This is a genomic window from Kitasatospora sp. NPDC051984 (assembly GCF_044593455.1).
GTDB lineage: Bacteria > Actinomycetota > Actinomycetes > Streptomycetales > Streptomycetaceae > Kitasatospora.
In genome coordinates this window covers 391,202-417,192 of the sequence record NZ_JBIUCB010000002.1, presented here as the reverse complement: position 1 = coordinate 417,192, position 25,991 = coordinate 391,202, and the positions used below count along the sequence as shown (strand labels likewise).

Below are 25,991 nucleotides of genomic sequence, written 5' to 3'. Positions count from 1 at the left end.
CCACCCGGCGGCCCCGGTCGGGGGCGGGCCGGGCGGCGGCCGGTGGAGCGGGGCGGGGCGTGCGGAAGCCTCGTCGCGGCCAAGAGGCTTGCGGCCTGCGACGGGAGGGGCGGAAGAAGGCCCGGTCGGGGGGTCGCTCAGTGGGCGAACACGGGCGTGAAGAGGCGGTCGATCTCGGCGCCGATCCGGCGCAGGGCGTCGTGGTCACGGGCGATGCCGTAGACCACGCCGAGGCAGCCCTGGGTGCCGTCGCGCCAGTCGAGCGGGGCGCCGGGGGTGGCCCGCCACTCGACGTACTGGACGCCGGGGATGGCGCCGATCCGGTCCGCGCCGTTCAGGCTGACGACCTGTCGGGCGGTGGCGGGGGCCACCAGGTAGCGGCGGAAGGCGACTTGGCGGAACGCCGGTCCGTCGTCGGGCAGCGGGAGTCCGAGTGCGGTGCGCAGGGCGGCGGCCAGCAGGTTGTAGCCGGCCGAGCGGCCCAGCACGTCGTTGACGTAGCCGCCGATCCGGCCGTTGACCTCGATGACGCGTGGGCCGCGGTCGGTGAGTTTCAGTTCGGTGTGGGTGACGCCGACGGTGACGCCGAGGGCGTGCAGGGCGCGTTCGGTGAGCGCGGTGCACTGCTCGGCGAGGTCGGCCGGCAGTACGCCGGGCAGGAACTGGCCGACCTCGCGGAACGGTTCGGCCAGCGGGAACTTGCCGGTGACGCAGACGTGTCGGACTTCGCCGTCGCGGACCAGTGACTCCACCGAGACGTAGTCGCCCCAGTCGGCGCCGGCCGCCGCCGGGTCGCCGGTGAGCAACTCCTCGACGACGTACTCCTCGTCGCCGTCGGCGGTCAACGCGCCGAGCAGGTCGGCCAGTTCGGCGGTGGTGTCGACGCGGTGGGTGGCCCGGCTGCCCGCGCCGCGGCGGGGCTTGACCACGGCGGGTGCGCCGACCCCGGTCAGCGCCCGGTCGATCTCCGGCCGCTGCCGGACGGCGACGCACCGTACGGCGTCCACCGCCGCGGCGGCCAGCGCCTCGCGCTGCAGGTACTTGTCGGTGAGCCGGCCCGCGGTCGGGCCGTCGTGGTAGGGCAGGTCGAGCCGGGCGGCGAGTTCCGCCGTGGCGTGGATCGCGTACTCGCTGAAGGTGGTGATGCCGTCCGGCGTCAGCTCCGCCAGTGTGCGGGCGGTCTGTTCGGGGTCGGCTCCGGTCTCCAGCACGTCGGCGAACCCGCGCAGTTCGGGCAGGATCCGGGCAACGTGCGGGCGGTCGGGGTCGCACAGCAGGACGACGCGGCACAGGCCGCGGGCGGCGGCGACGATCTCGGCCGGTCCGACCGCCCCCAGGTCGTAGACGACCGCGAGCAGGGGCAGCCGGTGCGGGGAACGCCGGTCGGGGGACACGAAGTTGGGTGCGCTGGACAACTGACCTGCTCCGTTCGAAGGCGTGGGTTCGTACGGCCGGGTGTCGGCGGTCAGCCCCACCCGAGGTCACGGATGAAACGTGTGGACATGGTGATAACCCGTCAGATCCGGGCAGCAATCGGTCATCGCCGCTCAGGAATTACTGTGCATGATCAAAAGTGTCGGTGGCGTGTCCGGTGGGGCTCGTATTCTCGCCACGTAAGAAGACGATGGGCGACAAGTGAGGATCAGGTGGAAACCAGTACGCAACTAGATCCATCCGTGGCCCGCGCCGTCGGCGCCGAGGTGTACCGCCACCTCGCCGACCACGGCCCGGCCTCCCTCGCGGAACTCCACGCGGCCCTCGCCGCGGACCGCGTGGACCTCGACTTAGCCGTCCGGCACCTGCTGGAGCTGCGTCTGGTCCGGCAGGCCCCCGACGGGCACCTGCGCGCCGACACCCCGGCCCGGGCGGGAATGGAGGCGCTCGCACCCGCCGTCCGCGACCTGGTCCGGCACCACCGCGAACTCCAGGAGATGCACAGCACCCTGGCCGCGCTGCTGCCCGTCTACGAGTCCAGCACCCTCGGACGGGTCGCCGGAAAGCAGGTGGAACGCCTCACCGACCTGGCGTCGGTGCGCCGCACCATCACCGAACTCGCCGCCCGCAGCACCACCGAGGTGCTCGCCTCCCAGCCCGGCGGCGCCCGCTCGGAGGAGGTGCTCAGCGAATCGCTCCACCGCACCGAGTCCCTGCTGAACCGCGGCGTGCGGATGCGCACCCTCTACCAGCACACCGCGCAGTACGACCAGAACACCGTCGAGTACGTCCGCAAGGTCACCGCACTCGGCGCCGAGGTCCGCACCGTCAGCGACGCCTTCGTCCGGGTGATCGTCTTCGACCGGGCCACCGCCCTGATCGAACTCCGCGACGAACCGCTCGGCGCCGCCCTGGTCCAGGACCCGAGCGTGATCGACTTCGCCGTCGCCTCCTTCGAACGCGCCTGGGTGGCGGCCGACGAGTTCCCCGCCGTGCAGCAGCGCCAGCGCGTCCGGGAGACCTCCAACAACATCAAGTCGTCCATCGTGCGGATGCTGGTGCAGGGCTACGAGGAGAAGCTGATCGCCAAGCGCCTCGGCATGTCCGTGCGCACCTGCCAGCGGCACATCTCCGAGATCATGCGCCGGATCGGCGCGCGCAACCGGCTGCACGCCGGCTACCTGCTCCGCGACGAGCTGGCCGGCCTCAGCTTCCCGCCCCCCGACGACGACCTCCCGGCCGGGCCGGCCACCACGGCGGCGCCCGGGGCCGACCACGAGGAGGCGACCGCGGAGGCCGGGAACATCGCGGCGGCCGACGAGGTCAAGGGGGCCGCCCCACCGGGCACCGTTCCCAGACCCGCCGGCCGCTGCCGCACCGCGGGGTGATCCGCGCTTCGCCCGGCTCTCCCGCCGAACCTCAGCCCGCCACCGGCGGGTTGAGCCGGGCGAAGCCCTCCTGACGGCGGTACGGGTAGTAGGGGTACGGCGCGGTGCGGATGCTCGCCGCGTCCAGCCGGGCCACCTGCTCCGGCGTCAGCTCCCAGCCCACCGCGCCGAGGTTCTGCCGCAGCTGCTCCTCGTTGCGGGCGCCGATGATCACCGAGGAGACGGTGGGCCGGCGCAGCAGCCAGTTGATCGCCACCTGCGGCGCCGCCAGGGCGGGAGCCTTTCGCTGAATCCTCAGCGGTGGCTGCGGTGCATCAGCTCGACGATTTCCCCCGCGGCCCGGCGCAGCGGCTTCCTGCGCAGCCAGGCCAGGTGGACGGGCAGGGGCACGCCGTTCTCGGTGTTGTCGAACTCCAGCACCCGCAGCCGGCCGGCGGCGACCGCCTCCCGGATCGCGTGCGTGGGCAGGTTGGCCCACCCCGCGCCGCCCTGCACCAGGTCGAGTGCGGCTTCCACCGCCTCCACGTGCCACCGGTCGTCGGAGATCAGCAGCCGGCGGTCGGCGGGGTCGTCGGGGCCGGCCAGCACGATCTGGCGGCTGGTGCTCAGGTCCTCCAGCCGCCGCAGGTCGGCGGGCAGGCTGGGCGTGTCGACGGTGGCCGACGCCACGGCGACGAAGGTCACCTCTCCCACGGCGGCCCGGGCCTCCTCCCGGTCCACCTGCGGGGGAGCGGCCATCAGTGCCAGGTCGATGCGCTCCTGGTGCAGCATCGCGCGCACCCGGTCCTGCGGGGCACGCAGCAGGTTGACGCGCAGCAGCGGGTAGCTGGCGCCGATCCGGATCACGGCGTCCAGCAGCTCCCGGTCCCGGATGCCGGCGGCCACGGCGACGGTGAGCGTGCTCTCCAGGTCCTGCGACAACTGCGCGGCGTGCACCTGGAGCAACCGCAGGCCGCTGGCCAGGGTGCGGGCCTGCGGCACCAGGGCCATCGCCTGCGCGGTGGGCACCGCCTCGCGGTGGGACCTGTCGAACAGCGGGTAGCCGAGCTCGGCCTCGATGTTGGCGATGCCCATGCTGACCGCGGAGGGCACCCGGCGCAGCGCGCGGGCCGCGCCGGAGAAGGAGCCGTGGTCCACTACGGCCAGGATCAGCGTGATGTCGTCGCTGGAGAGCGCCATGCGAGCTCCACCTGTCAGTGTTCCTGAAAGAACCTTGCTTTTTTCGCCAGACTACCTGAACTAGCTTCTTCTCTCTCGGGCAGGCGAAAGAGGAGCAACCACCATGCAAGGGATAAAGCGGAAGCTGGTCTACGTCGGGGGGTACGAGATCCTCGGGCTGGTGATCGGCACCTCGGTGATGACGCTGCTGACAGGCGACTCGATGTCCTCCACCGGACCGCTGGCGATCATGATCACCGTCACGGCGACGCTGTGGAACATGGCGTTCAACTACCTCTTCGAGGCGTGGGAAGCGCGCCGGGCCGACCGCACCCGCACCGTGTGGCGCCGGATCCTGCACGCGGTGGGGTTCCAGGCCTCGCTGGTCTGCTTCCTCGTCCCGCTCATCGCGTGGTGGCTGGAGCTCACCCTGGTCCGGGCATTCCTGCTCGACCTGACGTTCATCATCTACGTCCCCTTCTACACCTTCGCCTACAACTGGGCCTTCGACCGGATCTTCGGGGTTCCGGCGTCGGCGGTGAACGTCGTGGCTTCGGACGAGCAACTCCTGGTTGCGCAGCCGTAGTTGACGGGCGGTCCGGTGTCTGTGGCGGCACCGTCTCGATGGTGTGTTTCTTCATGAAGTTCTCACCGCCGGGGAGTAGGCGGGCAGCCGCCGGGACAGGGATCGATCCGACCCCATCGTCCCGGTGATCCCTGGAGGACCACGTGCGCAAGAGGTTGATCGTTTCCGCGGCCAGCGCCCTGAGCCTGTTCCTGGCCGTACCCGCCTCGGCTTCCGGCTTCCAACCGGGTGCGGACGGCCTGGGGGACCCGTACTACCCCACCCTCGGAAACGGCGGGTACCACGTCTCGCACTACGACGTCCGGCTGAAGTACCAGCCCGCCACCGACGAGCTGGAGGGCACCACGACCATCCTCGCCACCGCCACCCAGGACCTCTCCCGGTTCAACCTCGACTTCGCGCTGAAGGTCTCCGAGATCCAGGTCAACGGGCGGCCCGCGGCCTTCGCCAACAGCGGAGACCAGGAGCTGGAGATCACCCCGGCCCGGCCGCTGGCCAACGGGGCCCCGATCACCGTCGTGGTGCGGTACAAGGACGTGCCGTCGACGGTGCAGAAGTACGGCGGCTTCACCGCCTGGAGCCGAACCCCGGACGGCGCGGTGGCGGCCGGCGAGCCCGTGTCGGCCGGCTGGTGGTTCCCGAGCAACGACCACCCCAGCGACAAGGCGACCTTCGACGTCTCGGTGCTGGTGCCGGACGGCACCCAGGCGATCAGCAACGGCGTCCTGACCGGCACCAGCTCGCAGGCGGGCTGGACCCGCTGGAGCTGGCGCGAGAACAAGCCGCAGGCCACCTACCTGGCGACCCTGGCGATCGGGAAGTTCGACATCACCCGGGACGTCACCGCGAGCGGGCTGCCGGTCTACAACGCCTACAGCAAGGACCTCGGGGACAACGCGGACGCCGCCAAGGCCAGCGTGGAGCGCACCGGCGAACTGGTGGACTGGCTGAGCGGCTACTTCGGCGAGTACCCGTTCAGCTCGGTCGGCGGCTACGTGCCCAACCTCAAGGCCGGCGGCGCCCTGGAGACCCAGACCCGGGTCTTCTACGGGCCCGGCGTGTTCGCCCGGGGATCCAACACCTCCGTCGTCGCGCACGAGCTGGCCCACCAGTGGTACGGCGACAGCGTCTCGCTCTCCCGCTGGAGCGACATCTGGCTGAACGAGGGCTTCGCCCAGTACGCGCAGTACCTCTGGTCCGAGCACGAGAACGAGGGCACCGCACAGGAGTTGGCCGACTACGTCTACGCCTCGCACCCCGCCGACGACCCGTTCTGGAAGGTCAAGCCGGGCGACCCCGGAGACGAGAACCAGTTCCACTGGGCGGTCTACCAGCGCGGCGCGGCCGCCATCCAGGCGCTGCGCAACACCGTCGGCGACGAAACGTTCTTCCGGATCCTGAAGGGCTGGCCCACCGAGCGCCGCTACGGCAACGCCACCATCCCGGAGTTCCAGGCCTACGCCGAGCGGATCTCCGGCCGGAAGCTCGGCGACCTGCTGAACACCTGGCTCTTCACCCCCGCCAAGCCCCCCGTCGGCCCGGGCCTGCACGCCACGGCGGCCACCGCGACCCGGACCGAGGGGCAGCCGCCGGCGGAACCGAAGTCCTGGCGGCAGATCCAGGAGGCCAACTCCGTTCACACGCACTGGAAGTGACGCTCCCGCTATGAAGAGCCGGCGGTCCGCGGGGGCCGCCGGCCCGCGCAGCTCGCGGCCCGGGGCAGACCTCCACCTGATGAGTGGAGTTGAGCAGGACCTTGACCGGCGTACGGTCGCGGTTCGCCGTGAGGCGGCCGAGGCGCAGGTTCTCCTCGGCTCGGCGGATGTTGTTCTGATGCCACATGTCGTGCCAGCTCAGCGGGCTTCCCGTGTGCCTCGTCTTCTCGGCTTTGGTGTTGCGGATGGCGAACGGCGGCTGCTGGTGCGCACGGACGACGGGCAGGCCGAGGGCGCGCGCCCGGTCGTGCCAGCTGCCCCAGGCGGGCGCCAAGTTGGTCGAGCGACTCGCTCCGCGGCGGCGCGGTCCGGTTCCGGATCGGGCCGGCTTCGAGTGCCCGGCCGATCTGCTTCGCCAGGTCGTCCGGGGCGGTGTTCTCCACGAGCTCGCAGGCGCTGTGGGACGCGAACTGTTCGACCCTGGCCCGCTGGTCGTCGAAGTTCCGGTGGGCGGGACAGGCGAGGACCCGGGCGCCGCCGGCGGTTGCCTCGTGCAGCGAGCCATAGGGCCTGTCCGGCCGATCTTGCCGGGCGCGCGACGCCGGATCATCCCGCCTGGAAGCACCGGCAAACCATCCAAGTACACCCAGTACGAGGACGGTTCGCCGGCACTCCCAGCCGGGCGCCCGACGCCGCGCGCTGATCCGACAAGATCGACCGGACAGGCCCTAGCCGCTGCGGCAGACCGCCAGGTTCGCCGCGTACAGGACGTTCGCCAGGTTCCTTGCCTCGCGCAGCACAGTGATGCGGTGCGGAAATTCTGCGGGGATCTCCACCTGGGAGCGGAACAGCGGGCCGAGCGCCAGCAGGACCGACAGGTCGGGCTGCTTCACCCGGGAGAGGATGGCCAGGCTGTAGGCGAAGTGCTCGCGGGCCTTGTTCTCGTGGCCGCGGCCGCCGTTGGACATCAGCACCACCAGCCGCGCGTGGGGCGAGACGCCCAGGGTCTCCCGGGTCTCCGCCGGGTCGGTGGTGACGGTCCGGAAGAAGGGCCGCCGCTCACATGCCCTGTCACCTGCAATCGAGCTGGAACTCGTGTTCGTGCTGTCATGGTCCCGCATTATGGTCGTAGCCGCACATGCTGCGATGGGGGAGGTACGCATGGCGATCGAACTGCCGAATGAGGTGGAGTCGTGCCTATCGTTCATCGGGATCAGGTGGCCATCGGTGAACGAGGACAAGGTCCGTGAGTTCGCCGACCATGTCCGGGACTTCGCCGACAAGGTGGACGAGGCGCACCGGGATTCCACGGCGACGATAAGGGCGTTGGGCGAGGCGTACGAGGGCGCCTCCTACGATGCACTGCTGGCGAAGTGGGCGTTGCTGTCCGACAGCCACATGAACGAGTTGGTGCAGGCGTGTCACGTGGTGGCCACCGCATTGGATGTGGCGGCGGACGTGATCGTGGCGATGAAGGTGGAGGCGATCGCTGAACTGGTTGTCCTGGCAGCCACGTTGATTGCCGAGCAGGCGGCGGCGGTGGCGACGTTGGGTGCGGCGGAGGCTGCGGCGGCGGCGACGGTGCTGGCCGGGCGCAAGCTGGTTCAGTTCCTGGAGCAGCAGTTGGAGGACTACATCATCGGCCAGGTGATCGAGGCCGCGATCGACCCGCTGGTGGAGGTCGTGGGGAGCGCGGTGTCCGGATTGGTGTTCCAGGCCGTCGGATCGACGCTCGGCGTCTCCGGCGGCGATGGCGGTACCGGGTTCCGGATCAGCCCGGATGCGTTGGAGGCGCACGCGCGAACCATGCACCAGCATGCCGAGACCGTGGCCGGGCATGCGCAGGCCTTCCAGTCCAAGCTTGCGGGGGTGAGCTTCGAATGAGCAACCGGATCGTCAAGGCGCTCGAACACGGCGCGCAGAAGCTCGGCAAGACGCTCGCAGAGGATGCGGGCAAGGCCGTGCACAAGCTGTACAAGCAGGCCGGAGACAACCTGACCAAGGTCGCCAAGAACACCCGCGAGGTCGACGCCAGGCACGCCGCCGAGCTGCGCAAGATTCTCGGGGACGGCAAGACAGACATGCCGCACTCTCCGCGCGGTGGCCGGGGTGGCACGACGCGGATCGCTTCGCTCGGTGGCCCGAGCAGGCCCGGCCAGGCTTCTCATGGCAACGGCAAGTGCCGGACTGCGGGCGACCCGGTGGACGTGGTCTCGGGGCAGATGATTATGTCCAAGGTCGACCTGGAGCTGGCCGGGGCATTGCCGCTGGTCTTTCGGCGTTCGTATGCCTCCGGCTATCGGTACGGGTGCCACTTCGGTCCCGGCTGGTCCTCAACCTTGGACCAGCGCGTAGAGGTTGACCACCAAGGCGTTCACTACGCAGGTGAGGATGCGGAGCTTCTCCACTACCCCGATCCGTCGGGAAGCGGGAAAACGCTGCCTGTCGATGGAGCCCGCTGGCCTCTCACGTGGGACCAGGACAGCGACATCGTCGAGATCGAGGATGTGGAAACCGGCTGGACCAGGAGTTTCGCCGCAGCGCCTGGCGGAGGGGCCGTCCGATTCCTCAGCGCGATGACCGACCGCAACGGTCACCGGATCGACTATCTGTACGACGGTGACGGTCTTCCGGCCGAAATCCGCCACTCGGGCGGATACCGGGTCGCGATCGACGTCATCCACACCGCTGTCGGCCCGCGCATCGAATCCCTGCGCCTGCTCGACGGCGCCAACCACGGCCTCGGCACCACAGTCGCGATGTACGGCTATGACGCTCGAGGCCGACTGGTCGAAGTCAGCGACTCCTCCGGCCGCCCATTCGTCTACGGGTTCGACGCCCACGACCGGATCACCTCGTGGACCGACCGGAACGAGTACTGGTATGAGTATCAGTACGGTCCCGACGGCCGGGTGGTACGTGGTCACGGCTCGAACGGTGCCCTCGACACCACTTTCGAGTACGACGATCAGGCTTGCGTGACCACGGTCACCGACAGTCTTGGCAACAGCACCCGCTACCACTACGACCGCTACCGGCACATCAGCATGGTCGTGGACGCTGCGGGCGGCACGGTCCGTACCGAGCACGACCGCCATGGCCGCCTTCTGTCGCATTCCGACGGCCTCGGGCGAACCACGCGCTACACCCTCGATGCCCACGGCGAGATCACACGTATCGACCGCCCGGACGGCACTCACCTGGCCGTCCGGTACAACGATCTACGTCTGCCGGTCGAGATCGTGGCGGTCGACGGTTCCGTCTGGCGACAGGCGTACGACCGCGCCGGCAACCGGATCTCCCTCACCGACCCGACCGGAGCGACCACGTTCCTCGGCTATGACGAGGCCGGCCATCTGTCGTCCGTCACGGACGAGTCGGGGCAGATGACCACCGTGCGGGACAATGCCGTCGGACTGGTCATTGAAGTCACCGATCCACTGGGCGGACGAACCGCCTATCAGCGCGACGCCTTCGGGCGCCCGATCGCCGTCACGGACTCGTTGGGCAACACCAGCCGGTACACGTGGACGGTTGAGGGTCGACTCCTCTCGTACACCAGGGCGGACGGCACGGTGGAGTCGTGGACGTACGACGCCGAAGGCAACACGCTGACCCACACCGATCAGGTCGGCGCGGTGACCTTGATGGAGTACACCCAATTTGATCTGCTCGCAGCCCGTACGGGGCCCGACGGCTCCCGCTACCGCTTCACCCATGACAGCGAACTCCGGCTCGTCCGAGTGACCGACCCGCAGGGGGCGAGCTGGAACTATTCCTACTCGCCGACCGGGCAGGTCGTGTCGGAGACGGACTTCAACGGAACTGCCCTCACCCTTGAGCGCGATGCGGCGGGGCAGCTGGTTTCCCGGACAAACGGTGCTGGACAGACCGTCGCCTACGAGTACGACCTCCTGGGGAACCTGGTTTCCAAGAACGTCGACGGCGTGGTCTCCACTTTCGGCTACGACAAGGCAGACCGTCTGATCAGGGCGTCCTGCCCCGGCGTCGAGCTCACCCGGTGCTACGACGCGCTCGGCCGCCTGACGTCCGAGACGGTCAACGGGCGTACCATCGCCGTCGGTTATGACAGGCTCGGCCGTCGTACCAGCCGCCGTACTCCGTCCGGTGCCGACACGGGGTGGGCCTACGACGCAGCGGGCAACGTCTCCTCGATCACGGCTTCCGGCACCCTCATGGCCTTCGAACGGGACGGGCTCGGCCGGGAGATCTCCCGTCATATCGGTCCGGATCTCGCGCTCGCCACCGCATGGGACGGGCTCGACCGCCCGACCGCCCACGCCATCACCCGTCGGTCGGACGGCAGTTCCCTGCAGACCCGGTCCTACACGTATCGGGAGAACGGCGATCTGCTGTCCGTGGCCGACGCGCACACCGGCACGCGCCGCTTCGAGCTGGACCCGGCGGGCAGGGTGACTGCCGCTCGTGCCCCCGACTGGTCCGAGACCTACGCGTACGACAGTGCGGGCAACCTCACCGCTGCCACCTGGCCGACTCGACGGGACGAGCCTGCACGGGGTAACCGGACCTATCGGGGAACCCTCATCCAGGAGGCGGGCCGAGTCAATTACCAGCACGACCGGCAGGGCCGCATCGCCACCCGCAGGCAGACGACCCTCTCCGGCCGGGCCAGTACCTGGCACTACACCTGGGACGCCGAAGACCGCCTCACCGCGGTCACCACCCCGGACGGTGCTCGATGGCGCTACCTGTACGACCCGTTCGGCCGGCGGATCGCCAAGCTGCACCTCGCCGATGAGAGCAGCACCAACGTGCTCGAGTGGACCGATTTCACCTGGGACGGCTCGATCCTCGTCGAGCAGACCGCTCACAGTCCGGCACTTCCGGGCCCATACACCCTGACCTGGGATCACGAGGGCTACCACCCCATCGCCCAGACCGAGCGCCTCGCCGTGTCGGACTCCCCCGACGACGTGAACCGCCGGTTCTTCGCCATCGTCACCGACCTCATCGGTACCCCCACCCACCTTCTCGACGCGGACGGCACCCTCGCCTGGCAGGCTCGTACGACGATCTGGGGTGCTGCCGCCGAGCAGCAGACGGGCATCACTTCGACCCCGCTCCGGTTCCCCGGCCAGTACTACGATTCCGAGACCCGCCTGCACTACAACCACCACCGCTATTACGACCCCACCACCGCCCGCTACCTCACGCCCGACCCTCTCGGCCTCCTGCCGTCCCCCAACCCGCACGCTTATGTGGACAACCCCCACACCGCATTCGACCCGCTCGGCCTGGCGTCCACCAAGAACCCAATATTCAGGACGCGCAGAGAAGCGTTCCTCGAGGCAAGGGACATGGCCGGTGTCCCGCGGGCCAACCAGCCCATTCGTCAATGGACGGTCGGTGGTGACGCGAGGTTGGCCGGGCGGGCAAACTACGTTTACAGCCCGTACGATCCGGCCTCGAACTCGGTGCTCGACCCGCGCGCCGGATGGGGACGTTATTATCAGTTCGATACGCCGCACGGCACGCGGGTCATCGCCGAACACACATCCGACCCGAAAGCCCCGTATCCTCATTTTCATGCTGGAAAGCCGCCAGAGGGTGCGCCGCCGGGAGTCAATATGCAGGGCAAGACGTACAAGCAGATCATGCCGAAGCATCACCTCTACTACACGGAGGGAGGGTGCAATGCAGGAAAGTGAGCTCCGGCGGAAACTCAGGGAACGGCAGGAGAGCGCAAAGCTGGCGGAGATCGGCCGCGAGCTGTCCGGTCTGTTCACGGGTCGCGCCCTGGTAGAGGGTGAAATGCCGGCCTGGGTCCGCGAGACCGAGTGGGGCTTCTGGGACATGTCCGCCGAGCCCGCAGCGGTCCTGTCGGACGAGGAAGCGCCCGCCGTGGTCGACGCCTGGATCGAATCCCTGCTCGCACAGCACGGGATCACGGGGACGGTATTCGTCTCCAGTCATCTCAGCGGTTACCCGTGGATCGAGTGCGACGCGCCATCGAGTGGATGGGTGACCGGAATTCGGAAGGTTCTGGCTGATCCCTGGGTGTTCGTCAATTCGGCGCTCGACCTCGTCGTTTCCGTAACGGAAGGCGAGCATTACTACCAGGCCCATGTCGGGCGAAGGCCCGAGTCGTGACAGGAAGTGATTGATGCGCGCCCCTTGGCTCTCCGGTTGGCACTTCTCTTGGCAGTCGCCCGGGAGAGCAAGGGGGCGGCATAATTCGATCGATCCGATGGTCGCCCGGCCGGGCGACCGATTCTGATTCGGGCGCCCGCCGTGCGCCTTGAGGGCCGCGAACTGGCTCCCGGAGCAGTGATCCCGGCTGGGATGATCTCGCCATGGCTGGTGTGATCACGGCGTCGGAATCGTCCTGGATAACCCCGTTCACGGGGCTGAGCCCGCGCGACTTCCGCAAGCTGATGACGATGCTCCGCCGAGAGGGCGCTGACACCGTGCGGCCGGGCCGGCCTTGGAGTCTTCCGCTGGAGGACCGGGTCCTTCTGGTCGCGGCCTACTGGCGGACTAACCTGACGCTGCGGCAGCTCGCGCCGCTGTTCGGCGTGTCCAAGTCGGCGGCCGACCGCATCATCGACCACGTCGGCCCGCTGTTGGCGCTCAAGCCCCGGCGCCGGTTCCGCAAGGACTCTGTGCTCATCGTTGATGGGACCCTCGTCCCCACCCGCGACCACACCATCGCGGAGAAGTCGAAGAACTACAGGTACTCCACCAACCATCAGGTCGTCGTCGACGCCCACACCCGCCTGGTCGTCATGGTGGGCACTCCCGTTCCGGGCAACCGCAACGACTGCAAAGCCTGGGTCGAGTCCGGCGCCAAGGCGGCCGCCGGCCGGGCCACCACCATCGCCGACGGTGGCTACCCCGGCACCGGTCTCGTGATCCCGCACCGCCGGCCCAAGGGCGGCGAGCTCACCGAATGGCAGACCGGACACAACCGCGACCACAAGCGGGTCCGGGCCCGCGTCGAGCACGTCTTCGCCCGGATGAAGACCTGGAAGATCCTTCGCGACTGCCGCCTCAAGGGCGATGGCGTCCACCACGCCATGCTCGGCATCGCCCGCCTCCACTACCTCCTCCAAGCCGCATAGTCCGGGCCTGCCACCGGTGGACGAGGCCCGCCCAGCCACCGCCAGAGATCAATTACGGGACAACCCTTAGGTGTTCCGGCTGCCCGGACGGACCGGATGCTGATCACGACGAGGGGCGGTGAGCTCGCCGGGTTCGGCATCGTCGAGGTCGTCATGCTCGCGGTGTCACCTCTCGCTTCGGGGCTCAGAGGGCCGGCGGTGGCGGCGGGGTGGGCGTCGGCGCGTCAGGTGGCCTCGGGCGACGTGATCCGCAGGCGCCGCCCTGCTCCTGCATGCCCTGTCGGAGAGCCCCGATGGCACTCTCCCGGCTAAATGTACGGACAAATTCGGCCGAATCCTCGCAGGTGGCTTGCGTGTTCGGCCTGCGCCGTCCTAACTTAATGTCCGTACATTTGAAGGGGGTCCTTGATGGCCAAGCAGCATCACCGGATCGTGATCATCGGCGGCGGTACCGCCGGGATCACCGTCGCGGCCCGGCTCCGCCGCGCCGGGGAACGGGATGTCGCCGTGCTCGATCCGAGCGAGCGGCACTACTACCAGCCGCTGTGGACGCTGGTCGGCGGTGGCCGGGCACCGCTGGCGGAGAGTGTCCGTTCGCAGGCGTCCGTCATGCCGAAGGGCGTCCGGTGGATCCGCAGTGCCGCGGTCGCCGTCGACCCCGAGGCGCGAGAGGTGGCGCTGGACGACGGCGGCACCGTCTCGTACGAGCAGCTCGTGGTCTGCCCGGGCATCCAGCTGGACTGGGACCGCATACCGGGCCTGGAGGCGGGGCTCGGAAAGGACGGACTGTCCAGCAACTACTCGTACCAGCACGCCCCCGCGACCTGGCGCTTCATCCGCGAAACCCGTTCCGGCAGCGCGGTGTTCAGCATGCCGACGGGCGCCGTCAAGTGCGGCGGCGCCCCGCAGAAGATCGCCTATCTCGCCGCCGACCACTGGCGCCAGCAGGGCGTCCTCGACAAGATCGACGTCCACCTGGTGATCCCCGGCGCCGCGATCTTCGGCGTGCCGGAGTTCGCCCGCGTGCTCGACGGCGTGGTGCGCCGGTACGGCATCAAGGTCCACTACGGCAGCGAAGTCACCGAAGTGCGCCCCGAGGCGCGCGAGTTGGTCGTCACCGAGCTGGACGGCGGCGGCACCACGACGCTGCCGTACGACATGGCCCACGTGGTGCCGCCGCAGAGCGCCCCGGACTGGATCAAGCGCAGCCCGCTGGCCGGCGCCGACGACCCGGCCGGCTACGTCGAGATCGACAAGCACACCATGCGGCACGTCCGGTACCCGAACGTCTGGGCGCTCGGGGACGCCGGATCGTCACCGAACTCCAAGACCGGCGCCGCCGTGCGCAAGCAGGCACCCGTGCTGGTGGAGAACCTGCTCGCCGTGCTGGGCGGCCGGGAACCCAGGGCGAGTTACCAGGGCTACTCGTCCTGCCCGCTGACCACCGCGCGCAACAAGATGCTGCTCGCCGAGTTCGACTACAGCGGACGGCCCGCCCCGTCGATCCCGGTGATCAACACCGTCCGCGAGCGCACCGACATGTGGTACCTCAAGCGCCGCGGACTGCCGTTCCTCTACTGGAACCTGATGCTCCGCGGGCTCGCCTGAGCCGAAGGCCGACCGACCCGCGTCACCGTCCCGCGCCTCGCGGCGCCACCATCCCTGCCCACCCTCAGGAGCCCGTCATGCCCGAGAACGCCGGACCGCTGGTCCTCGTGCAGTTCTACCTCGACTGCCTCTCCCACGCCTCCTACCTGGTCGGCGACCGCACCACCGGCCGCGCCGTCGTGGTCGACCCCCAGCGCGACGTCAACGACTACCTCGTCACCGCCGAGCGCCACGGCCTGACCATCGAGCGGGTCATCGAGACCCACATCCACGCGGACTTCCTCTCCGGCCACCTGGAGCTGGCCGAGCGCACCGGCGCCCGGATCTCCTACGGCTCCGCCGCCGCACTCGACTTCGACACCGACCCGCTGGCCGACGGCGAGCGCCTCGTCCTCGGCGAGGTCGAGCTGGAGATCCTGCACACCCCGGGCCACACCCCGGAGTCGATCTGCGTGGTGGTGCGCGAGCACGCGGACGACGAAGTCCCGTACGGCGTGCTCACCGGCGACACGCTGTTCATCGGCGACGTCGGCCGCCCCGACCTGCTCAGCTCGCGCGGCCGGTCGGCCGACGAGATGGGCCGCCTGCTGTACCGCTCCACCCGCGCGCTGCTCGCCCTCCCCGACGACACCCGCGTCTACCCGGCGCACGGGGCCGGCTCGGCCTGCGGCAAGAACCTCTCCGCCGAGCTGAGCTGCTCGATCGGCAACCAGCGGCGCGGCAACTACGCGCTGGCCGACATGACCGAGGACGAGTTCGTCGCCGTGGTGACGGACGGTCAGCCCGCCGTGCCCGCCTACTTCGCGTTCACCTCGGTGCGCAACCGGCAGGCCCGCCCGGTCCTGGACGAGGACACCGGCGTCCCGTCGCTCACCCCGGACGAACTGCTCCAGGCGCGGGCCGGCGGCGCGATCGTGCTGGACACCCGGGACCCGGAGGCGTTCGCCGCCGCGCACCTGCACGGCGCGGTCAACGTCCCGCTCGGCGGCCGGTTCGCCGAACTCGCCGGCCAGGTGCTCGACGCCCAGGACACCGTCGTGCTGTGCGGCGACCCGGACACCGCCGTCGAGGCCCGCACCCGGCTGGCCCGGATCGGCTTCGACCGCGTGCTCGGCGCCCTGGCCGCGCCGGTGGGCGCCGTCGGCGCCGAGCACCTGACCCGCGCGATACGGGTCGAGGCCGACGCCCTCGCCGAGCAGCTCGCCGCCGCCGACCTCGTGGTGCTGGACGTGCGCGGCCCCGGCGAGGTGCAGGAGAAGGGCACCGTCCCCGGCGCCCGACTGATCCCGCTGCCCGAACTCCTCGCCCGCCTCGGCGAGTTGCCGACCGGACAGCCGCTGACCGTGATCTGCGCCAGCGGCAACCGCTCCTCGGTGGCCGCGTCCGTGCTGCGCGCCCGCGGCTTCGACACCACCGACCTGCGCGGCGGCTTCGCCGCCTGGCAGGGCGAGGTCGCCCGCCCGGCCGGCGATGCGGACGGCGTCACGGCGTGAGCGTTCTGATCACCGCTCTGCTCTGCGGAGCCGTGGTCGGCGTGGCGCTCGGCGCGCTGGGCGGCGGCGGGGGAGTGCTGGCGGTCCCGGCCCTGGTGTACCTGCTGGGCGTCGCGCCCGCGGAGGCCGGGACCACCAGCCTGGTCATCGTCATCGCCACCTCGGTCACCGCGCTCGCCCGCCACGCCGGCGCCGGCACCATCGAGTGGCGGACCGGCTTCCTGTTCGCCGCGGCCGGCGTGCTCCCCGCCATCGGGGCGTCCGCGCTCGCCCACCGCATCCCGCAGGCGGTGCTGACCGCCGCGTTCGCCGTGCTGGCCGCGCTGGCCGCCGCGGCGATGCTGCGCGGCACCCGCACCGCGCGGCGCGCGCCGTCCGCGGAACCGGCCGACGCCGCAGGCCGGGGCGGTCGGGGCGGTCGGGGCGGGCACCCGGGCACGCTCGCCGCCGGGGCCGGACTGGGGGCGGTGACCGGGCTGCTGGGAGTCGGCGGCGGCTTCCTCGCGGTGCCCGCCCTGGTGTCCGTGCTCCGGCTGCCGATGCGCAAGGCGGCCGCCACCAGCCTGGTGGTCATCCTGGTCAACTCGGTGGTCTCCCTCGCCACCCGGCTGACGGTCTCCGGGATGTCCCTGAACCTGGCGGTCTTCGGACCGTTCGTGGGCGCCGCCGTCCTGGGCGCCTGGGACGGCAAACGACTGGCGGCCAAGATCTCCGGCACCGCCCTGCAACGCACCTTCGCGGCCATGCTGCTCGCGGTGTCCGCCGCCATGCTGATCGGCGCCGTCGCCTGACAGTTCCGGTGCGAACGCCTCCCCACGACCGCTGCCCGGGACGAACCCGCCCGGGCAGCGGTCGCCGCGTCTCCCCCGTAGAGCGGCCGGCGCCGATTTTGCGCTGCCCCCGCAAAGGTACGAACATTCACTTCGTGCCCCGCACCACCCTTCCGACTCACCACCCCAGGACGGCGCCGTGACCACCGCCCCCGGCCCCCAGCCCCTCGTCCGCGCCCCGGGGAACCCGCTCTGGGCACAACTCCGCGCCGACCTGCTGCGCCGACTCGACGAGGGCGAGTTCAGCGACGTCTTCCCCGGCGAACACGACCTGGTCGCCGAGTACCAGGTCAGCCGGCACACCGTCCGCGAGGCCCTGCGGAAGCTCCGCGAGGAGGGCCTGGTCAGCGCCCAGCGCGGCAAGGCCTCCCGGTTCACCGCGAACCGCCCGCTGGAGCAGGACGTCGGCGAGGCGTACAGCCTCTTCCGCTCCGTCGAGGAAGTCGGAGCCGTCCAGCGCAGCGTCGTGCGCGCACTTGACCAGCGCGCCGACGGCGTCATCGCCGCCCGCCTCGGGCTCGAGGAATCCACGCCACTGATCTACCTCGAACGCATCCGCCTGGCCGACGAGGAACCGCTCGCCGTCGACCGGATATGGCTCCCCGCGGACATCGCCCACCCGCTCCTCGAGGTCGACTTCACCCACACCGCGCTCTACGACGAACTCGAACGCCACTGCGGCAGCCGCATCTGCGGCGGCTGGGAACGCATCCGCGCCGTCGTCCCCGGCCGCGGCGAACGCATCCTCCTCGACTGCCCCCCGACCACCGCCCTGCTCGCCATCGACCGCCTCGGCCACGACACCCGCGGCCGCCTCATCGAATGGCGCCAGACCCTCGTCCGCGCCGACCGCTTCGCCGTCTCCGCCGCGTTCTCCAACACCGACTACCGCCTGGGCGCACCGATCCACGCACTCTGACCGCCGGATTGTCTGCCGCGGTCAGTCGCTGTCGCGCCGCTCGACGACCAGGATGCGGGCCTCGGGCGCGGGGTGGGCGACGTGTTCGTCGCCGGGTTCCACGCAGCACACCCGGCCCGGGGTGAGGTGCTCGGTGTGTTCGACGCCGTCGACGCGGTAGTGCATGTCGACGGCGCCGTCGAGGACGACGAACACCTCCGGGCCGTCGTTGACGTGCCATCGGTAGGGCTGGTCGGTCCAGTGCAGCCGGACGGTGGCGTCGTCCATCGCGGCGAGGTCGAGGGCGCCCCACGGGCGTTCGGCGGTGAAGGAGGAGGGGTCGAGGAAACGCACGGGGGATCTCTCCGTTCGGGCAATGCGATCGGGTTTCTCCATTCTGGGTCGGGAAGCCCGTACGCGAAGGTGGCAGAAATGACTAATTGCGTCGATATCCTGCCAGTCGACGACGGCGCCCGGTGCTGACGAGGCGTCAGTGTCCTTGCGGCTCCTGTGTGACAGCCGGACGGCGAGTGGATAGTGTGTGCCGCCCTGGTGGGTGGCGCGTCGAGAGGGACGTGCCGGGTGGTGGGGAGGACCTGAGTGGTGGGGGAATACCAAGGCGGGTACCTGCCGGCGCCGGCGGCCCGGCGGCCGGTCGGGTACATCGTCGTGGTGGTGCTGTTCGCCGTGCTCGGCGGGCTGGTCGACGCGCTGTTCTCGTTCGGGATGCTGTTCGCCACGGACAGCTGCGGGACGGGAGGCGCCGGTGGCTCGGCGCCGGTGTGCACACCGGCCGTGTGGCTGCTCGCGGTCGCCCTTCCGTGGGCCGGTCTGGTGGCGCTGGTGCTGGTCGCCTCCCTGGGCGCCGTCCGGGCGCGCCGGCGCGGGCGTTCGGCCTGGCTCGCCCTGCCCGCCGCGCTCGGCGCCTATCTGCTGGCCTGCGCCCTGTCCTACCTGCTGGTCTTCGTGCTGTGAACGCGGGACGTCGTTGAGGGGGCCCGGCGGGGCGGGGTGTCGGTGCGGCTAGGGTCGGGGCATGAGTGCTCGTTACGTCCTCCCGTACGCCCCCGATGCGATCGGCGGCCTGCCCGCCGGTCTCGACGCCCTCGTGTGGGACGGGGAGGGGCCGGTGCCGTCGGACGACGCGCTCCGGGAGGTGGAGTTCTTCTGCCTGCCGTACCTGCGGCACGCCGCCGCGCTCCCGGTGATCCCGCACCTGCCGTCGCTGAAGGTGGTCCAGACGCTCACGGCCGGCATGGACGACGTCCTGCCGCAGGTGCCGGACGGTGTCGTCGCGTGCAGTGCGCGCGGACTGCACGACGCCAGCACCGCCGAGCTGGCAGTGGCGCTGATCCTCGCCTCGCTGCGGGGCATCCCGCACTTCACCCGCCTTCAGGACCAAGGGCGTTGGAGCCAGGAGTTCCACCAGTCGCTCGCCGACCGGACGGTGCTCATCCTCGGATACGGTTCGATCGGCCGGGCGCTGGCCGCGCGGCTGGAGCCCTTCGAGTGCGACATCGTCCGGGTCGCCCGCCGGGCCCGCCCGGAGGAACGGGTGCACGGCGTGGCGGAGTTGGCGGAACTGCTGCCGACCGCCGACGTCGTCGTGCTGCTGACACCGCTGACCCCCGAGAGCCGTCATCTCGTCGATGCCGGGTTCCTGTCCCGGATGAAGGACGGCGCGCTGCTCGTCAACGTCGCGCGCGGCCCCGTCGTCGACACCGGGGCACTCCTCGCGGAACTCACCGCGCAGCGGCTGCGGGCCGCCCTCGACGTCACGGACCCGGAGCCGCTGCCCGCCGACCACCCGCTCTGGCACGCCCCCGGTGTGCTGATCACCCCGCACGTCGGCGGCCCCAGCAGCGCGTTCCTGCCGCGGGCCAAGCGCGTGCTGCGCCGGCAGATCCTGCGGTTCGAGAACGGCGAGCCGCTCGCCCGCTGACGCGGATACGCCAGGGCCTGCCTTCAAACCCGCGTCGCAGCCCCGCGGCGTCTGGTGCGTGCTCTCGGCGTGCCGGGTGGAAGGCCTCGTACTGGGTGCACTTGGCCTTTCGCCCGGTGCGGCGAGAGCGCGTGCCGGGGTACCTCCCAGCCCGCCAGGGCTGCGGGCGGGCTGTGGGGCAGGCGGGGGTTTGAAGGCAGGCCCCGGGCCTGCCTGGAACCTGACAGGCCGTAGGTTCGTCGGAACTGCTGACCGCGAGATCGGCGAAAGGGACCCGGATGGCACGGCGGATACGTAAACGGGTGTTTCTGCATGCGGCGGGCGTGATGGTGGCCCTGGCAGCGGCGACGGCATCCACGGCACCGGCGGAACCACTGCCGGCGCGAGCCGCGGGGGTCGGCCCGCTCGCCGCCTTCACGGACGACGGGCCGGTCGACCTGCCGGACGGTCAGGTGCCCATGGACGGTGGCGGGGCCCGTCCGCTGCCCCAGCCGCCGGCGCCGGCGGACGGGGCGCCGAGTGCGGAGACCGTCGCGCTCCAGGACGGGGGAGGCGCGCGGCTGCCGTCCATCGTCTTCGACGCCTACCGCAAGGCGGAGGCGTCGCTGGCCAAGTCGTCCCCGGGATGCCACCTGCCGTGGCAACTGCTCGCCGCGATCGGCGAGGTGGAGTCCGGACAGGCCGACGGCGGCCGGGTGGACGCCAACGGGACGACCTACCGCCCGATCCTCGGCCCGGTCCTCGACGGGAACGGCTTCGCGGCGATCCCCGACACCGACGGCGGCCGGTACGACGGAAGTGCCGCCTGGGACCGGGCCGTCGGTCCGATGCAGTTCATCCCGTCCACCTGGGCGACCTGGGGTGCGGACGGCAACGACGACGGCAAGGCGGACCCGAACAACATCTGGGACGCCGCACTCGCCGCCGGCCGGTACCTCTGCGCGGGCGGCCGCGACCTGGCCGTCCCCGCGCAGCTCGACCGGGCGGTCCTCGGCTACAACCACTCCGCCGAGTACCTGCGGACGGTCCGGGCGTGGATGGTGCACTTCCAGTCCGGCGTCTCGGTCACCCCGCCGGCACCGGCACCGGCGCCGACGCCGACCATGACCCCGTCTCCGTCCGCGCCGAAGCCGAGCCCGACGCCGACGGCCGGGCCGACTCCGGCGCCGAGCACGAGTGCCGGCTCCTCGCCGTCGCCCACGGCAAGCGGATCGCCATCGCCGTCGCCGTCCGCCTCGCCGAGCGGGACGCCCTCCGGCTGCCCGTCGCCGACGGCAGGTCCCACCGCGAGCCCGAGCCCGAGCGCATCGGCGTCAGCGTCGCCGTCCCCGTCCCCGTCCCCGTCGCCCACGACGAGCGCATCGCCGTCGCCGTCGCCGTCCGCGACTCCGTCGGGTTCGCCCTCGCCCGGCTGCAACGCTCCTTCGCCGACGGCATCCACGTCCTCGTCGCCGTCGCCCTCGGCGCGGGCCGGCAGCGTCCCGTCCGCGTCCCCCGGAGCCGCTCCGGTCAAGTGAGCTTGCCGGGACCGGCGCACAAGTGCCGGTCCCGGTAGGTGAGTTGCTGTCAGGCGCGGTAGGCGACCAGGCCCATCATGCCGCTCTCGCCGTGGTAGGCGTTGTGGCAGTGGACCATCCACTGGCCGGGGTTGTCGGCGTCGAAGTCGCAGACGATTCGCTGCTTCGGCTTGACGATCACGGTGTCCTTGCGCGGTCCCGTGTCGCCCACCTGGAAGGTGTGGCCGTGCAGGTGCATCGGGTGCCACATCTCGCTGGAGTTGGTGAACTCCAGCCGCACGCGCTGTCCCTGGCCGATCAGGAACGCGCCGGCGGTCGGGTCGTTCATGTCGAAGCGCCGCCCGTTGATCGACCAGTCGTAGCGGGCCATGCCGCCGGTGAGTTGGAGCCGGTGCGTGACGTCGGGGGTGCGCGCGGCGAGCCGGACGCCCTGGTCGGCGCGGAGCTGATCGGCGGTCAGCAGCCTGCCGTCCAGCTCGGTCGGACGGAAGGACGGTTCCGGGGCCTGGCCGGAGCCGGTGCGGATCAGGGCCGTGCCGGTGGCGTTCTTGCCCTCCGCGAGGGACACCAGCGGGAACACCCCGTCCTGCAGGGTGACCAGGACGTCGTACCGTTCGCCCATGCCCAGCAGCAGCGCGTCGACCTCCTGGTGCTCGACCGGGTAGCCGTCCGTGTGCGTGACGGTGAGCCGGTGCCCGCCGAGCGCGACCCGGTAGGCGGTGTCGCCGCCCGCGTTGATGATCCGCAGCCGCACCCGGGCCCCCGGCTTGGCCTGCTTGACCGCCGGGGCCGCGGGCAGCCGGCCGTTGATCAGATGGTGCGGGTGGTTCACGTCGCCGGCGTCGCCGCCGAGCAGCGCGCTGGTGGCGCCCATGAGCATGAACTTCATCGACATCCCACCGCCGGTGGACGAGGGACTCTGCCCCATGTCCATCCCGCCCGAGCCCATTCCGCCCGAGCCGTGGTCCATCCCGTCCATGCCGTGGTTCATGCCCCCCATGCCCTTGGAGAGTTCGGCGAACGCCTCGTCGGGGGTGCCGGTCACGCCGTCGAGCCAGTCGTCCAGGACGACGACCCACTCGTCGTCGTACTTCAGCGGCTCGTGCGGGTCCTCGACGATCAGCGGTCCGTACAGTCCGCGGTCGAGCTGCACCCCGACGTGCGGGTGGTACCAGTACGTGCCGGGCCGGTCGGCGATGAAGCGGTAGTCGAAGCTGCCGCCGGCCGGTACCTCGCGCATGGTGACGGGCGGGACGCCGTCCATGTCGTTGCGCAGCGACAGGCCGTGCCAGTGGATCGAGGTGGGCGCGGCGAGGTTGTTCGCGAGCTGGGCGACCAGGGTGTCGCCGGCGGTGAGGCGGATCTCCTGGCCGGGCAGCTGCCCGCCGAAGGTCCAGGTGTTGACGGTCGTTCCGCCGAGGTCGACGGGGGTGGCGGCGGCGGTCAGCCGGACGGTGCGCTCGGCGCCGCCGGCGGCGCGCTTCGTCTCGGCCGCCGCCACGGCGGAGCCGGACGGGCCGACGAGTGCGGCGGAGCCGCCCTTCGGGCCGGAGCAGGCGGCGAGCACTCCGCCGCCGGCCAGGCCCAGGCCGGCGAGCAGCAGGGAGCGTCGGTTGATGGTGGTCATCGTTCCTCTTCGCGGGTGCGCGTGGCACGGCCCGGCCGTGCCGGTGGACGTGGGCGACGGCGGCCGCCGGGCATGCGGAGGCCGCGGCCCGTGCCTATCTGCGCAGGACCGAGAGGAGTGACGGATCGGGCGGCGAACGGCCGGTGGTCGGACGGCTGTTGTGGCCACCGCCCGTCGTGGTGCCGGCCGCCGCGGCGACGGGCACCGGGTGGGCGGGCGGCGCGGTGAGCACCGGCCCGCGGACGTCGGTCCCGACGCAGTGCATGCCGGTCGCGCACGCTTGGCCGGCGGGGGAGTGGGCGCGTGGCCCGTCCGGCGCCGAGGCGGTCAGGTGGTGCGCCATGCCCGGCATGCTCCGCACCGCCGGGGACGACTCGGCCGAGATGCTGTGGTGCACGAGCAGCGCCAGTGCCGCGGTCAGGGCGAGCAGCAGCGCGTGGAACAGGCGGGCCCGTGGCCGGCGTGCCGGTCCTCCGAACGTCCGCGCCGCTGCCATCTGCTCCCGCCCGCTCCCCTGGCCCGTCCCGGCCACCGTGCGTCAACGGTAACCGCCCTCACACTGGGACAGATCCCCGGCGGCCGAGGTGCTCCGGCGCGCGGCTTCCCCCGGTGCCGCATACCGTGCGAGAGGGGAGCCGACGAGGTCCGGCGGGCGAGGCCCGAGGGCTCATTGGAGGAGTGATGGCAGCCACCGATCCGGGCCGTTCGGTCGTCCTGGGCGTCGATGCGCTCGGCAATCACGACGACGCGCTGCGCTGGGCGGCGGACGAGGCGGAACGTCGAGGCCTCCCGTTGCGCATGATCCACGTCGTTCAGCCCTCTCCCCGGAGCATGCGCGTGCTCGGGGCGGCCTTCCAGCAGGACCAGAGGCGGGTCGGACGCCGGCAGCTCCACCTCGCCGGCCGGCTCGCCCGGACGCGGCACCGCGATCTGGAGGTGTCCGCCGAGATCCTGGAGGGGGCGCCGGGCCCGGTGCTGGTCCGGGCCTCCCGCGAGGCCGCGTACGTGGTGCTCGGTTCGCGGTCGCTCAGCCGGGTCGAGGAACTGCTCAGCGGCTACTCGATCACCGTGCCGGTGAGCGCGCAGGCCGACTGCCCGGTGGTGGTGGTCGGCGGACGCCAGGAGGAGCCGGACGACCCGCCCCGAATTGTCGTCGGAGTCGACGGCAGCGCCTCCTCGGCCGTCGCCTTCGCCGCCGCCCTGGAACTGGCACGGCACCGCAGCGCGACGGTGCGGGCTCTGTGGGTGTGGCAGCGGCCGCGCCTGGCACGCATCGACGAGGACGCCACGCTCGCCGAACTGCGCCGGACGATGGCCGAAACAACAGCCGGGCAACTGGCCGCGAACCCGGACGTGCCCGTCACGAGCGAAGTCGTCCCCGGCCATCCCGTCCGGGTGCTCGCCGATGAGTCCCGGCACGCGCTGGCCGTCGTGGTCGGACGGCGCGGCAGCGGCGGCTTCACCGGCATGCGGCTCGGCTCCGTGCCCCGCGGGCTGCTGCACGAGGCGAGCTGTCCCGTCGTCACGGTGCCCGGTGTGGCCGAGCAGTAGCCGCCGGTGGGTTTCCCGCACTGCCCTGACTTGCGGAATTGTGTGTGCGGTGCGATATCCGCGACTCGATGGTGTTGACGGCCTCGTGTGCTGAATGGCGCAAACGAACATGCCATCGGCGGGAGGCTGTGCGTACATGAACTAAGTAGCTGACCGATGGCTGTGTGTTGGTATAGGAGAGAATCACGTGGCTGGTGATCAACAAAATAGTGCGGGATCGTCCCCGGGGAAGGTCTCGGACACATTGGCCGGAGAAGTCGCCCGCAGCCTGCGATCCGCGGTGCAGACGCAGCTGGCATCGGAATCGGCGGACGCCGTGGGACACAGTCAGTCCCACGACAGCGACGCCAGCGGAAGCTGTAGCCACAATCAGACTCCGGCGATTCAGGTGCGGTCCGTTCCTGCGGATCGCGAAGCGGAAAATTTCTTTATCAAGGACCACAGCCAGTCCGGCGGCGGCTCGGCGGCTGCCTCGCAGTCGCAGGCGCCCGCCACGCGTGATGCAGGTGATGCAGGCCCTGAGGCGCATTCGCAGACGCACAGCGAAGGGACCGGCGGCGGCCACGGACAGACGCACAGCCAGGGCACGGCCCTCGAGGTCCAGAGCCCCGTCAGCCAGCGCTCGGCCGCTACGCGCGATGTGGGCGGCGAGACTCCCCACGAGCAGACGCACAGTCAGACGACGTCGGGTGGTGGGGGCGGGGGCAGCAAGTTGACTGCGGCTGCTACGCGGGATGTTGGTGGGGAGGAGCCGCATTCGCAGACGCACAGTCAGGCGATCGCGCAGGACGCCGCGCAGTTGCGGTCTGCCGCCACACGGGGCGTGGGGAGTGAGGAGGATGCGCACTCGCAGACGCACAGTGAGTCGACGAGTGGTGGGGGCGGGGGCAGCAAGTTGACTGCGGCTGCTACGCGGGATGTCGGTGGGGAGGAGCCGCATTCGCAGACGCACAGCCAGTCCATTGCGCAGGAGGCGATGCAGCTGCGCTCGCCTGCCACGCGCGACGTGGGTGAGGAGCCGCATTCGCAGACGCACAGTGAGTCGACGAGCGGTGGGGGCGGGGGCAGCAAGTTGGTCGAGGCCGCCACCCGGGATATGGGTGGGGAGCCGCATTCGCAGACGCACAGCCAGTCCATTGCGCAGGAGGCGATGCAGCTGCGCTCGCCTGCCACGCGCGACGTGGGTGAGGAGCCGCATTCG

General features: G+C 71.0%; 23 protein-coding genes and 2 pseudogenes. 17 read left to right on the top strand and 8 right to left on the bottom strand.

Annotated elements, in window-relative coordinates:
* Nucleotides 1–137: 137 nt before the first annotated feature.
* Entirely contained in the window at nucleotides 138–1,415 is a 1,278-nt protein-coding gene (locus tag ACIHEI_RS05805; RefSeq protein WP_396605755.1) for an acetyl-CoA carboxylase biotin carboxylase subunit family protein, read from the bottom strand.
* A 261-nt stretch (nucleotides 1,416–1,676) separates the two neighbouring features.
* Here ACIHEI_RS05805 and ACIHEI_RS05800 point away from each other — a divergent pair, with 261 nt between their 5' ends.
* Nucleotides 1,677–2,822, top strand: coding sequence for a LuxR C-terminal-related transcriptional regulator (locus ACIHEI_RS05800; RefSeq protein ID WP_396605754.1), 1,146 nt, complete (start codon nucleotides 1,677–1,679; stop codon nucleotides 2,820–2,822).
* A gap of 31 nt (nucleotides 2,823–2,853) precedes the next feature.
* On the opposite strand, the pseudogene ACIHEI_RS05795 reads toward ACIHEI_RS05800, so the two are convergent.
* A pseudogene (locus ACIHEI_RS05795) lies at nucleotides 2,854–3,084 on the bottom strand (aldo/keto reductase); the annotation flags it as partial.
* Between the two features lie 32 nt (nucleotides 3,085–3,116).
* Nucleotides 3,117–4,001: a LysR family transcriptional regulator gene (locus ACIHEI_RS05790; protein ID WP_396605753.1), complete on the bottom strand. Its 885-nt coding sequence runs from the start codon at nucleotides 3,999–4,001 to the stop codon at nucleotides 3,117–3,119.
* A 103-nt stretch (nucleotides 4,002–4,104) separates the two neighbouring features.
* Here ACIHEI_RS05790 and ACIHEI_RS05785 point away from each other — a divergent pair, with 103 nt between their 5' ends.
* On the top strand, nucleotides 4,105–4,566 hold the full coding sequence (locus tag ACIHEI_RS05785) for a PACE efflux transporter (RefSeq protein WP_387636356.1): 462 nt from the start codon (nucleotides 4,105–4,107) through the stop codon (nucleotides 4,564–4,566).
* Between the two features lie 143 nt (nucleotides 4,567–4,709).
* Nucleotides 4,710–6,221: a M1 family metallopeptidase gene (locus ACIHEI_RS05780; protein ID WP_396605752.1), complete on the top strand. Its 1,512-nt coding sequence runs from the start codon at nucleotides 4,710–4,712 to the stop codon at nucleotides 6,219–6,221.
* Nucleotides 6,222–6,949: 728 nt separating this feature from the next.
* Here the strand turns inward: ACIHEI_RS05780 and ACIHEI_RS05775 are convergent.
* Complete coding sequence (locus tag ACIHEI_RS05775; RefSeq protein WP_396605751.1) at nucleotides 6,950–7,342, bottom strand: hypothetical protein; 393 nt, start codon at nucleotides 7,340–7,342, stop codon at nucleotides 6,950–6,952.
* Nucleotides 7,343–7,382: 40 nt separating this feature from the next.
* Here ACIHEI_RS05775 and ACIHEI_RS05770 point away from each other — a divergent pair, with 40 nt between their 5' ends.
* The 8 genes from ACIHEI_RS05770 to ACIHEI_RS05735 all read left to right on the top strand — a co-directional run bounded on the left by ACIHEI_RS05770 (nucleotide 7,383) and on the right by ACIHEI_RS05735 (nucleotide 18,174).
* On the top strand, nucleotides 7,383–8,105 hold the full coding sequence (locus tag ACIHEI_RS05770) for a WXG100 family type VII secretion target (RefSeq protein ID WP_396605750.1): 723 nt from the start codon (nucleotides 7,383–7,385) through the stop codon (nucleotides 8,103–8,105).
* Complete coding sequence (locus tag ACIHEI_RS05765) at nucleotides 8,102–11,911, top strand: DUF6531 domain-containing protein (protein ID WP_396605749.1); 3,810 nt, start codon at nucleotides 8,102–8,104, stop codon at nucleotides 11,909–11,911. The genes ACIHEI_RS05770 and ACIHEI_RS05765 overlap by 4 nt, the downstream gene beginning before the upstream one ends.
* On the top strand, nucleotides 11,898–12,353 hold the full coding sequence (locus tag ACIHEI_RS05760; protein ID WP_396605748.1) for a hypothetical protein: 456 nt from the start codon (nucleotides 11,898–11,900) through the stop codon (nucleotides 12,351–12,353). The genes ACIHEI_RS05765 and ACIHEI_RS05760 overlap by 14 nt, the downstream gene beginning before the upstream one ends.
* 203 nt (nucleotides 12,354–12,556) lie before the next feature.
* Nucleotides 12,557–13,324 (top strand): transposase, encoded by a 768-nt coding sequence (locus ACIHEI_RS05755; protein ID WP_396605747.1) that lies wholly within the window; start codon nucleotides 12,557–12,559, stop codon nucleotides 13,322–13,324.
* 408 nt (nucleotides 13,325–13,732) lie between these two features.
* A complete protein-coding gene (locus ACIHEI_RS05750; RefSeq protein WP_392950250.1) occupies nucleotides 13,733–14,932 on the top strand; it encodes an FAD-dependent oxidoreductase in 1,200 nt (399 codons plus the stop codon).
* A 77-nt stretch (nucleotides 14,933–15,009) separates the two neighbouring features.
* Nucleotides 15,010–16,425 carry a rhodanese-like domain-containing protein gene (locus ACIHEI_RS05745; RefSeq protein WP_396605746.1) on the top strand — a complete coding sequence of 472 codons (1,416 nt, stop codon included), beginning with the start codon at nucleotides 15,010–15,012 and terminating at the stop codon, nucleotides 16,423–16,425.
* Nucleotides 16,422–17,216 carry a sulfite exporter TauE/SafE family protein gene (locus ACIHEI_RS05740; RefSeq protein ID WP_396605745.1) on the top strand — a complete coding sequence of 265 codons (795 nt, stop codon included), beginning with the start codon at nucleotides 16,422–16,424 and terminating at the stop codon, nucleotides 17,214–17,216. Before ACIHEI_RS05745 ends, ACIHEI_RS05740 begins: the two co-directional genes overlap by 4 nt.
* A 178-nt stretch (nucleotides 17,217–17,394) precedes the next feature.
* Nucleotides 17,395–18,174, top strand: coding sequence for a GntR family transcriptional regulator (locus ACIHEI_RS05735; protein WP_387636332.1), 780 nt, complete (start codon nucleotides 17,395–17,397; stop codon nucleotides 18,172–18,174).
* Nucleotides 18,175–18,195: 21 nt separating this feature from the next.
* Here the strand turns inward: ACIHEI_RS05735 and ACIHEI_RS05730 are convergent, their stop codons facing one another.
* A complete protein-coding gene (locus ACIHEI_RS05730; protein ID WP_396605744.1) occupies nucleotides 18,196–18,507 on the bottom strand; it encodes a hypothetical protein in 312 nt (103 codons plus the stop codon).
* A 249-nt stretch (nucleotides 18,508–18,756) separates the two neighbouring features.
* Between ACIHEI_RS05730 and ACIHEI_RS05725 the strand changes: the two genes are divergently transcribed.
* Both ACIHEI_RS05725 and ACIHEI_RS05720 read left to right on the top strand, forming a co-directional pair.
* On the top strand, nucleotides 18,757–19,128 hold the full coding sequence (locus tag ACIHEI_RS05725; protein WP_396605743.1) for a hypothetical protein: 372 nt from the start codon (nucleotides 18,757–18,759) through the stop codon (nucleotides 19,126–19,128).
* 61 nt (nucleotides 19,129–19,189) lie between these two features.
* Nucleotides 19,190–20,095 (top strand): 2-hydroxyacid dehydrogenase, encoded by a 906-nt coding sequence (locus ACIHEI_RS05720; RefSeq protein ID WP_396605742.1) that lies wholly within the window; start codon nucleotides 19,190–19,192, stop codon nucleotides 20,093–20,095.
* A gap of 448 nt (nucleotides 20,096–20,543) precedes the next feature.
* Here ACIHEI_RS05720 and ACIHEI_RS05715 read toward each other — a convergent pair whose 3' ends face one another.
* Nucleotides 20,544–20,666, bottom strand: a complete 123-nt coding sequence (locus tag ACIHEI_RS05715) for a hypothetical protein (RefSeq protein WP_396605875.1) — start codon at nucleotides 20,664–20,666, stop codon at nucleotides 20,544–20,546.
* Nucleotides 20,667–20,760: 94 nt separating this feature from the next.
* Between ACIHEI_RS05715 and ACIHEI_RS05710 the strand changes: the two are divergent.
* Nucleotides 20,761–21,033 (top strand): annotated as a pseudogene (locus ACIHEI_RS05710) (lytic murein transglycosylase); the annotation flags it as partial.
* A 95-nt stretch (nucleotides 21,034–21,128) separates the two neighbouring features.
* Nucleotides 21,129–21,650, top strand: a complete 522-nt coding sequence (locus tag ACIHEI_RS05705) for a hypothetical protein (RefSeq protein ID WP_396605874.1) — start codon at nucleotides 21,129–21,131, stop codon at nucleotides 21,648–21,650.
* A gap of 11 nt (nucleotides 21,651–21,661) precedes the next feature.
* Here ACIHEI_RS05705 and ACIHEI_RS05700 read toward each other — a convergent pair whose 3' ends face one another.
* Together ACIHEI_RS05700 and ACIHEI_RS05695 are read right to left on the bottom strand one after the other, a co-directional pair.
* Nucleotides 21,662–23,239 (bottom strand): multicopper oxidase family protein, encoded by a 1,578-nt coding sequence (locus ACIHEI_RS05700; protein ID WP_396605741.1) that lies wholly within the window; start codon nucleotides 23,237–23,239, stop codon nucleotides 21,662–21,664.
* Between the two features lie 94 nt (nucleotides 23,240–23,333).
* Nucleotides 23,334–23,735: a hypothetical protein gene (locus ACIHEI_RS05695; protein ID WP_396605740.1), complete on the bottom strand. Its 402-nt coding sequence runs from the start codon at nucleotides 23,733–23,735 to the stop codon at nucleotides 23,334–23,336.
* A 185-nt stretch (nucleotides 23,736–23,920) separates the two neighbouring features.
* On the opposite strand from ACIHEI_RS05695, the gene ACIHEI_RS05690 reads away from it, so the two are divergent.
* Nucleotides 23,921–24,790: a universal stress protein gene (locus ACIHEI_RS05690; protein WP_396605739.1), complete on the top strand. Its 870-nt coding sequence runs from the start codon at nucleotides 23,921–23,923 to the stop codon at nucleotides 24,788–24,790.
* A gap of 280 nt (nucleotides 24,791–25,070) precedes the next feature.
* Nucleotides 25,071–25,991: hypothetical protein (locus tag ACIHEI_RS05685; RefSeq protein WP_396605738.1), on the top strand; the 921-nt coding region annotated here is incomplete at its 3' end.